Source organism: Streptomyces sp. TSRI0281, from assembly GCF_001905125.1.
Classification (GTDB): Bacteria; Actinomycetota; Actinomycetes; order Streptomycetales; family Streptomycetaceae; genus Streptomyces.
On record NZ_LWLE01000032.1, the window covers coordinates 1 to 6,919 of the forward strand.

At 67.9% G+C, this 6,919-nt stretch carries 7 protein-coding genes and 2 pseudogenes; 3 read left to right on the forward strand and 6 right to left on the reverse strand.

Annotated features, from left to right (window positions below; translation table 11 throughout):
* Positions 1–89 precede the first annotated feature (89 nt).
* The gene (locus A6A29_RS29105; RefSeq protein WP_073724448.1) at positions 90–305 is read right to left on the reverse strand and encodes a hypothetical protein; all 216 of its coding nucleotides are present in this window, start codon (positions 303–305) and stop codon (positions 90–92) included.
* Positions 306–380: 75 nt separating this feature from the next.
* Positions 381–833 (reverse strand): DUF5707 domain-containing protein, encoded by a 453-nt coding sequence (locus A6A29_RS29110; RefSeq protein ID WP_073724450.1) that lies wholly within the window; start codon positions 831–833, stop codon positions 381–383.
* A gap of 131 nt (positions 834–964) precedes the next feature.
* Between A6A29_RS29110 and A6A29_RS29115 the strand changes: the two are divergent.
* Together A6A29_RS29115 and A6A29_RS29120 are read left to right on the forward strand one after the other, a co-directional pair.
* Positions 965–1,395 (forward strand): annotated as a pseudogene (locus tag A6A29_RS29115) (DEAD/DEAH box helicase family protein); the annotation flags it as partial.
* Positions 1,396–1,401: 6 nt separating this feature from the next.
* On the forward strand, positions 1,402–1,731 hold the full coding sequence (locus A6A29_RS29120; RefSeq protein ID WP_338012907.1) for an ABC transporter permease: 330 nt from the start codon (positions 1,402–1,404) through the stop codon (positions 1,729–1,731).
* A 227-nt stretch (positions 1,732–1,958) separates the two neighbouring features.
* Here the strand turns inward: A6A29_RS29120 and A6A29_RS29125 are convergent, their stop codons facing one another.
* Positions 1,959–2,222 (reverse strand): Tn3 family transposase, encoded by a 264-nt coding sequence (locus tag A6A29_RS29125; RefSeq protein ID WP_073724452.1) that lies wholly within the window; start codon positions 2,220–2,222, stop codon positions 1,959–1,961.
* A gap of 375 nt (positions 2,223–2,597) precedes the next feature.
* Here A6A29_RS29125 and A6A29_RS29135 point away from each other — a divergent pair.
* Positions 2,598–3,318, forward strand: a pseudogene (locus tag A6A29_RS29135) (IS6 family transposase).
* A gap of 205 nt (positions 3,319–3,523) precedes the next feature.
* Here A6A29_RS29135 and A6A29_RS29140 read toward each other — a convergent pair.
* From A6A29_RS29140 to A6A29_RS29150, 3 genes are all read right to left on the reverse strand, one after another.
* Positions 3,524–4,036 (reverse strand): Ig-like domain-containing protein, encoded by a 513-nt coding sequence (locus A6A29_RS29140; protein ID WP_079183076.1) that lies wholly within the window; start codon positions 4,034–4,036, stop codon positions 3,524–3,526.
* Positions 4,037–4,251: 215 nt separating this feature from the next.
* A complete protein-coding gene (locus A6A29_RS29145) occupies positions 4,252–5,268 on the reverse strand; it encodes an IPT/TIG domain-containing protein (RefSeq protein WP_073724454.1) in 1,017 nt (338 codons plus the stop codon).
* Positions 5,269–5,481: 213 nt separating this feature from the next.
* On the reverse strand, positions 5,482–6,228 hold the full coding sequence (locus tag A6A29_RS29150) for an IPT/TIG domain-containing protein (protein WP_073724456.1): 747 nt from the start codon (positions 6,226–6,228) through the stop codon (positions 5,482–5,484).
* Between the last annotated feature and the right edge of the window lie 691 nt (positions 6,229–6,919).

A 6,919-nucleotide genomic window follows, 5' to 3' on the forward strand; every position in this document is an offset into this window, starting at 1 on the left:
CCCCACCACACCCGACACGCCATCAGACACTCACACACTCAACAACGTGACAGCGCCGTTGGAACAGCTGACGTCTGTGAACTGCTTGTTCACGCACCATGCACCACGTCGTACACCGAGAACGGGATGTCCTTGATCCACGACGTTCCTGTGACCATCCACGGACACAACGAAGGATCCCCGTCCGGAAAGCGATACCTTCGTCCGCTGCTCGCCCGACGGAACGGCAGCGAGGCAATCTGCCGCGACCGTGCCGGCGCCTCCGCTTCCGCCGTCGGGCCGGCGGCGGTGGAGACGGCGGACATGGCTGGCTCCTTGTGTCGGGGTGGACATCATCCTCGGGTGGCTCCCAAGACCTCGGCATGAGTACGGCTACTCATCTACCGCAGGGTGAAGCCGGCCGCCTTGGTGTCCAGGGTTGTGGTGCCGTCCTGCGCAGTGGCCAGGACGGCGATGTGCCAGGCGCCGCGCGGGGATGACTCGGCGTCGGAGCCGGTGATCTTGGTGGTGTAGGTGCAGCGCACAGTGTCCTGTCCGGCAGGCTTGCAGACGGCCGACTCCGCAGTGGCCATGTCCTTGGTGGTCAGCTCCTTCTCGGCGAGGGACGAGTTCTCCGGCCAGGCCAGTACCTTCACGCTCTTGACGCCGGAGGACGCCGTGACGTCGGTGGCGAAGGTCAGCGAGCCGTCGCGGTCGCCCTCGGGAGCGGTGTAGCGGGCATCGCTGTGCGCCAGGGCCACAGGCTGCTCCCCGGCGTAGGCCAGAGCGAAGGCCCCGGCACCACCGAGGGCGAAGACACCGGCGGCCACTGACAGAACGATACGTCGGGACATGAAATTCTCCGTAACTGTCTTGAGTACTGAATCGGGCCGGCGCCACTCGGCCCCGCCGCTGCACCGATACTCGCCGCGCAACGGCCTGCCGGGCATGAGCGCACCTACTCAACTCAGCCTGAGTAGACCCAGAGCCCGCTCTGGCGGGCGGGGAGCGGCTGTTTGGGCAGTCCATGGACGGGTTCGACCTCGCGATCATGGACGAGGCGCACTCTACGGCTGGCGATCTTGGTCGTCCGTGGGCAGCGATCCACGACAACGCCCGGATCCCGGCCGCCTTCCGCCTGTACCTCACCGCGACGCCCCGGATCCTCGCCTCGCCACGGCCACAGAAGGGCAAGGACGGGCAGGAACTGGAGATCGCTTCGATGCGAAGCGACCCGGACGGGCCGTACGGCGAGTGAATTTTCGAGCTGGGACTCTCGGAAAGCGTCGAACGGGGCGTACTGGCAGGGTTCGAGATCGACGTCATCGAGACCGCGACCCCGAGCCGGTCCTGGGCCTGTCCGAGGAAGCACTGCGCGGCCGGCGCCTCGCCCTCCTCCAGACCGCGCTCCTGGAACAGCTCCTGAACACTCGTGAGCGGCGCCGGGACCTGGGCATGCTCAAGTCGATCGGCATGACCCCCCGGCAGGTGGTGGTGATGACGGTGACCTCGGTCGCCGGGCTGGGCGCGGTCGGCGGGCTGCTCGGCATCCCGCTCGGGATCGGGGCCCACCGCCTCGTCGTGGACCACGTCGGAGTTATCGACTTCCCGGCGTACATGAAGGACGTCTGGCACGCCGCGCAGCTGGCCGCGATGCTCCTCGCGGGTGTGGCGATCGCCGTCCTCGGCGCCCTGGTCCCGGCCCGGTCGGCGGCCCGGATGACCATCGCCTCGGTGCTGCACACCGAGTAGATCTCCCGTCAGCACCAGCCTCTGGATCCGGCTCGTGGCAGCCGACGGATGACGCCGTCGGCTGCCACGAGCCGGATCGGCGTGCTTTCTGGGAGGTGCGCGGGCCCGGCGCTGACGCAGGCACAGAAGGCGGTCGAGACCTCCGGGTCGTTCGCGGCGGAGTTCGCCGGCATCGAGGCGTTAGCCGCCCACCACGGCAACAACCGCGAGCGGCTGGTCACCAGGTGTCACGCCGGTGCTGCGGCCGTCTCCCTCTGCGGGGTGCTTGGGCCGGGCACCGTCGCCCGGACGGACAGGTCCAGATCGAGGCGGGTGTTCATGTCCAGCTCGAACCGGCCGTACGGGTTCACATGCGTCCAGAACAGCGGCGACAGCGCACTGCGGTCCGCGTCGGTGAGCTTGTCCGCCCACTCCGGATCGGCCAGGACCTCCTGCATCAGCAGCGTATTGACGTGTTCTCTGAACTTTCGAGAATCGGCGGCCGCACCCATGGTTGAAGGTCACGTCTGGTTCTCTGCGGCTGTGACGGTGCGGCTGGAGATGTCGCGGAATGCAGGAATGCCGAGGTTCACGGTTGCGGCGCAACGGTGAACCTCGGCGAGCTTCTGCCGGGCTCCGGCAAGACTGACTTTGAGCCCTTCGACTTCGCCGAGCCAGCCCTCTCGTTCTGCTTCGGTGATGCGGTCGAGCAGGTTGTCGCGGATCTCGACGATGCGGTCGGCCTGTCCGGGATCGGGGCGGAGAAGGCTGCATCTCCGGCAGCTGGGCTGCGAAGAAGACGGCGCACACGGGCATCAGAGGCGCTGTCACGTTGGCTGACCGGGTGGGATGATCTTCGGGTTGATCACGGTGGAGGGGGTTTGTCCGTGGGCAGTACGCCGCCGTCGTACAAGGGGCACCGGTACCCGGTCGAGGTGATCTCCCACTGCGTGTGGCTGTACTTCCGCTTCCCGTTGTCATTCCGTGAGGTGGAGGAGCTGATGCTGCAGCGCGGCGTCATCGTGTCCTACGAGACGATCCGCCGGTGGTGTCTGAAGTTCGGTCAGCCCTACGCCAACGTGCTGCGCCGCCGATGTCCCCGCCTCGGTGACAAGTGGCATCTTGACGAGGTCTTCATCACGATCAACGGCGAGAGATGTACCTCTGGCGCGCGGTCGACCAGGACGGCAACAACGTGCTGGACATCCTCGTCCAGAACTGGCGCAACAAGGCTGCGGCAGGCGCTTCTTCCGTCGGCTCCTCAAAGGAATCGGGGCCGTGCCGAGGGTGATCGTCACGGACAGGCTCCGTTCCTGCGGAGCGGCCCACCGCGAGGTGATGCCCTCGGTCGAGCACCGCTCCCACACAGGCCTGAACAACCGGGCCGAGAATTCCCACCAGCCAACGAGGCAGCGCGAACGCGCTATGAAAGGCTTCCGCAGCGTCGGAGGAGCTCAGAGATTCCTGTCCGTGTTCAGCGGCATCTCACCCCACTTCCGGCCACGCCGGCACCGGAGGACCGCCCCCGACCACCGCACCGAAATGACCGTCCGCTTCGTGATCTGGGACCAGATCATCGGCGCTACCGCCCCGCCCACCGCAGTGTGACCCTGGCCCCCGCCCAACCCCCACACGTCCTGACGCGCCCTCAACCGATCAACACCCCACCAACCTGACAACACCCACGCGAGGGGTAGGACGACCGGGCCTCGTCCGTGCACACCTCGTAAATCAGTGACCGCATCCATGAGGTCGGATTCGTTCACCCGGAGCGGCCTGCAGGCCCCGCAGTCCGCGGGGGTCCTGCGCGTGCCTAGCGCTGGTGCCGCTGGTTCTGGGGCTTGTATTTGTGCGCGGAGATGTTGACGTTGTTGGTGATGTCACCGACGGAGAAGTTGATCAGTCCGCCACAGACGAGGAGGCAGAAGCCGGGGGTCGGACCGGGCGGCTTGGGGGCGGACGTGGCCTGGACGGTCGTGGTGTTGTTGGAGGCGTCGCACTCCGCGTTGCCGTTGTAGGCGGCTGTGACGGTGTGCGCGCCGACGGTGGTGAACGTGGCGGTGTAGCTGGCCTGGCCGTTGGCGTTCACGATCACGGTGTCGAGCTCGTCGCCGCCGTCGAAGAACGTCATCCCGAGCCCGCCGGTGGGGTCGGCAGGACAGTCGACCGTGGCCTGCAGTTGCACCGCTGTGCCCACCTCGGCGGATTGCGGAGTGGCCGTCACCGTGGTGCTCGACGGTACGGCCCAGGCGGGCGAGGCCAGCCCCAGTACGGTGGCCAGGGCAGTGGCGACGACCAGTTTCCCTCTGCGTTGTGTAATTCTCACCGGTTCGGCTCCTTGTTCTGTCGCCGGGCCCGCGAGGCGCGGGCGCCGTGGAGCTTCACGCTATGGCGATCGCCTTTGCCTTCCAGGGAGGCGGCGCCCATAAGTAACCTGGTTGGATCAGCAGCCCAAACCGGTCGTCGGGCAGCCGAGTGGGGGAGCGGCACAAGGGGCTGCACGAGGTGTGTGCGGCGGCTCCTTTTCCCGATGTCCGGGTGTCAGATGCCGGGCGCGGCGACGCGGGTGTAGGTCAGGCCGGGGCTGGTGCCGCCCGCCGTAGTGACGGTCACAGTGACCGGACCAGGGGGTCCCGCGGGTGCGACCGCCATGACCTGTGTGTCCGACGCGACGGTGAACGATACGGCCGTGCCCCCGAAGGTGACGGCCGAGGCGGTGGCCAGGTTCATGCCGGTGAGGGTGACCACGTTGCCCGCGGACGTCGGACCGCTACTGAGCACCAGTGCCATCAGGGTGGGCGTGGTGACATAGGTGAAGGCGACGGGGTTGCTCGTGCCGCCCGGGGTGATCACGGTGATCGTTGAACTGCCCGTTCCCGGCGGGGCGGTGGCCGTGATCTGTGTCGCCGACACCACGCTGAAGGAGGTGGCGTTGGTGGCGCCGAAGCGGACCGTACTGGCGTTGAGCAGATTACTCCCGGTCAGTGTGACCACCACACCGCCGGCCGTCGGGCCCTGGGCGGGGTCGGCACTGTTGAGGACGGGAGGCACGGCGTAGAAGAAGAAACTGTCCGGGGCGCTGGTGCCCCCCGGTGTCGTGACAGTCACCACGGCGGCCCCGGCACTTCCGGCGGGTGTCGTGGCGGTAATCTGCGTGGCCGAGTTCACGATGAACGACGTCGCCGGGGTCCCTGCGAAAGTGACCGCCGTGGCACCGGTGAACCCGGTGCCCGTCAGGGTGACGCTGGTGCCGCCCGACGTCGGACCGCTGCTGGGCGCCACCCCAGTGACCGCCGGCACCTGTGCCACGACATAGGTGAACGTCACTGAGTTGCTGTTGCCGGTCGGATGGAGGACAGTCACCGCCGCCGCGCCTGCGGTGCGGGGCGGGCTCACAGCCGTGATCTGGGTGGCCGAGTTGACGGTGAAGGAGGTGGCGTTGGTGCTGCCGAATCGTACGGCGGTGGACCCCGTCATCCCGGTGCCGGTCAGGGTGACGGTGGTGCCCCCGGTGGTGGGCCCTTGCGAGGGATTGATGGTAGTGATCGTGGGCGGCATGAGGGTGCTCCTATGGCAGCCTGGGCGAAGCCCGGGGTGACGCGGATGCCGGTCCGGGGGAACCGCCGCATCTGGGGGCGTCGGCGGATGAGTGCCGCCCGCCAACCGAGGATCGGTGGGCGGACGGCGGAGGGAACGAGAGCTACCGCCCGGGAAGCGGTGGTCAAGGCAAGCTGCCGCCCGGTGCAGTCCGGGCGGCAGCGCGGGTGAGGGTCAGATGCCGGGAGCCGCGACGTAGGTGAACGCGCCGGTGGCCGTGTCGGAGCCGGCCGGGTTGGTCACCACCACGTCGACCGCGCCGACGGCGCCGGGCGGGGTCACCGCCGAGACCGTGGTGGAGTTCACCACGGAGAACGGTGCCGCGTTGCCGTCGAAGGTGACCGACTCGGTGGTGCCGAGGTTGGTGCCGGTGATAGTCACACCGGTACCGCCGGACGCCGGCCCGGAGGTCGGCGTGACGGCGGTCACATTGGGGGCGGCCACGTAGGTGTAGGACAGACCGTTGTTCGTCCCGCCCGCGGTGGTCACGCTCACTCCGACGGGGCCAGCCGCTGCGCCCGCCGGCACGGTGACGGTGAGCTGGGTGTCGGAGATGACCGTCGGCGTGGCGGTGTTGGCGCCGAAGGACACACTGGTGGCCGTCGCCAGCCCAACACCGTTGATCGTGACCGTATTGCCGCCTGCCAGGGGGCCGGAGGTCGGCCCGAGCGAGGACTTGAACGGGGCTCCGACGTAGAAGAACGGAATCGGGTTGCTCTTGCCGCCCGCGGTGGTCACGGTCACCCCGACGGCGCCGGCGCCCGAGGGCGAGACTGCCGTGACCTGGGTCGGCGAGACGTTGGTGATGTTGGTGGCCGGCTTGGTGCCGAAGGCGACGGCGGTGGTGCCGGACAGGTTCGTACCGGTGATGGTCACCAGCGTGCCACCGCCGGTGGATCCCTGGTTCGGAGAGATGGGCATGGAGAGACTCCTCGCTGACAGGACGGGACAGAGGGCACAGCGGAACCGGGGGGCCGCCGGGTCGGCCTTCGCGGAGACCCTTGCGGGAGGACGGGCGGCTGAACCGTACCGTCGGGTCAACGGAGTTCCCTCGTAGGTACACAAAGGAAGAAACCGGCAGACACCGCCCTTTACCGTGTTCCCCGGTCATGGGATGGGCGGCCCACCGGTTCGCTGCTTCAAGTACTCCACAGGGAGGCATCTCTGGCAAGGTGTCAATCACGGTACTCGGTGGCAAAGCGCGCCACGGCGAGCGCCTGCGTACCACCGGCGTACGCCATCGACCTCCGCCTGGCGCACAAACCAAGCCAGCCGGCACCGCGCAAGCGGCACCGACTGGCGATCCAACATCCAACCCCTCGGGGTGCCCATCGCGATCCCGGCGGACCTGCGCCCTCCCCACGTGTGAAGAGCGACAACCCACCCCGGCACCACGCTCCCCGAGCGGTACGGGCTGCCCATTGGTTGGACACCTTCAGTAACCCAAGATCACGGCATATGCCACAAGCCTCAGGTCGCCGTGTCACCCGTTCGGAGTAGTTGGGCGGGACAGGTGTGCTCGATGCCTGTCCCTGGGGCAGGGGCATTGCATAGTTGAAGCTTCCCCTTGATCGTGGACACCTGGAGACTGGGATCTTGAGGTTCCAGAGGA